Source organism: Streptomyces sp. MBT65 (assembly GCF_016612545.1).
GTDB lineage: Bacteria > Actinomycetota > Actinomycetes > Streptomycetales > Streptomycetaceae > Streptomyces.
The window spans coordinates 1-2,276 of sequence record NZ_JAENRY010000714.1 but is presented as its reverse complement, the minus strand read 5'-3'; the positions used below and the strand labels follow the sequence as shown (position 1 = coordinate 2,276).

At 69.8% G+C, this 2,276-nt stretch carries 1 protein-coding gene; it reads right to left on the bottom strand.

Going from position 1 to position 2,276, the window contains the following annotated elements; genetic code table 11:
- On the bottom strand, nucleotides 1–2,218 hold a 2,218-nt coding region (locus tag JHN63_RS51750), incomplete at its 3' end, for an MFS transporter (protein WP_200692038.1).
- Nucleotides 2,219–2,276 lie beyond the last annotated feature (58 nt).

Genomic DNA, 2,276 nt, shown 5'->3' with positions numbered 1-2,276 from the left:
CGACCTCGACGGGCAGCGCGCGCGGCCGGTACCCGGCGGCGTTCACCGCGATGGTCACCGCCCCCGGCACCAGCTCGGCGAAGGCGAACTCGCCCTGCTCACCGGTGATCCCGCTGGACAGCAGATCCCCGCGCACATCGGTCACGATGACCATCGCGTCCTTGACCGGCAGCCCCGAATCGACCGCCCGGACAAGGCCGTTGAGGCCGCTGGTACCGCTGAGGAGGACGTCGTACGAGACCGGGTCGCTGCCGTTGACGACGACCGTGGACGCCTGCGGCTGGAAGCCGTCGGCGGAGGCGATCAGGACGTACGAGCCGACGCTCGGCGCGTCCAGCGCGTAGGAGCCGTCCGCCTGGGTGACCGAGCGGCCCAACTGGCGTCCCCCGAGGGAGATCAGCGTGACGGCGGCCTGCGGGACGGGCGCGCTCTCGGCGCCGCGCACGAAGCCGCGGACGGGAATCCCACCCGAGAAGGGTGCGGGGTCGAGTGTGGTCACGGGTGTGGTCTCCTCCCTGGCCACCGGGGCTACGGGGGCCTGGACCTGCGGGGCGGCTACGGCGTCCTCCTGGGCCGGTGCGGGGAACTCGCCGGCGTCCAGCACGCCCACCGCTTCCTCCGCGGCCTGGGCCAGCCCGCCGGAGGTCCGCAGCGGGACCTCCTTGATGAACATGACGACGACGAAGGCGATGAGCGCGAAGGGCGCCGCGTACAGGAACACGTCGGCGATGCCGTGGCCGTAGGCGCTCTCCAGCCAGGTGCGGACCGTGCTCGGGAGGGCGTCCATGTCCGGGAGCGCGCTGCTGCCGACGGCCTTCGCGGCGGCGGCCTGCGACTGCGGGTCGAGCGAGGTGACGGTGTCCTTGGCGTAGTGCGTGATCCGGCCGGACATGACCGAGCCGAGCACACCGACGCCGACCGCGCCGCCGAGCGAGCGGAAGAAGCTCACCGTGGAGGAGGCGGCGCCGAGGTCCTTCGGGGTGACCTGGTTCTGCGTGGACAGGACCAGGTTCTGCATCATCGTGCCGACGCCGATGCCCAGCATGGCCATGTAGATGGACAGTTCCCAGTACGGGGTGTCGTAGCGCATCAGACCGAGCAGACCGAGACCCGCGGTGAGGAAGAGACCGCCGGCGACCAGCCAGCCCTTCCAGCGGCCGGTCCTGGTGATGAAGCGGCCGGAGACCATCGACGCGACGAACAGTCCGCCGATCATCGGGATCGTCATGACCCCGGACATCGTCGGGGACTTGTCTCGGGCGAGCTGGAAGTACTGGGAGAAGAAGACCGTGCCCGAGTACATGCCGACGCCGACGAACAGGGAGGCGAGGGAAGCCAGCGACACCGTGCGGTTGCGGAACAGGCGCAGCGGGATGATCGGCTCGCTCGCCCGGGTCTCGGTGAACACGAACAGCAGCGCCAGCACGAGCGTGCCGCCCACCATCGTGTAGGTCTGCCACGACAGCCAGTCGTACTTGTCGTCGGCGAAGGTCACCCAGACCAGCAGCAGCGAGGCGGCGGCGGTGATGAAGAAGGCGCCGGTCCAGTCGACCTTGACCTTCCGCTTGGCGACCGGGAGGTTCAGCGTCTTCTGGAGCACGATCAGCGCGATCAGCGCGAAGGGGATGCCGACGAACAGGCAGTAGCGCCAGCCGAGCCACGAGGTGTCGGTGATCACTCCGCCGAGCAGCGGACCGCCGACGGTCGCCACGGCGAAGGTGGCTCCGGTGTAGCCGGAGTACCGGCCGCGCTCGCGCGGGGCGATCATCGCGGCCATCACGACCTGCACGAGGGCGGAGAGACCGCCGGCGCCGAGGCCCTGGATGACACGGGCGCCGATCAGCATCGCCGGGTTCTGCGCGAGACCGGCGACGACGGAGCCGATGATGTAGATGACCAGGGATATCTGGACCAGGGCCTTCTTGCTGACCAGGTCCGCCATCTTGCCCCACAGCGGCACCGAGGCCGTCATGGAGAGCAGGGCCGCGGTGACGACCCAGGTGTAGGCCTCCTGGCCGCCGCCCAGGCTGCCGATGATGGTCGGCAGGGCGTTGGTGACGATCGTCGAGGAGATGATCGCGGCGAACAGGCCGAGCAGCAGCCCGGAGAGGGCCTCCATGATCTGCCGGTGCGTCATCGGAGCGCCGTCGGGGGCCGCGGGGGATCCCCCTCCGTGCTTGGCGTGAGCCCGCACACCGGCTGGTGTGGTCGTTGCCATGGGCTTCCTTTTCTTCCGTGCTTATGCGGGTGTACGGGTGGTGGGTACGAGTTCGGGG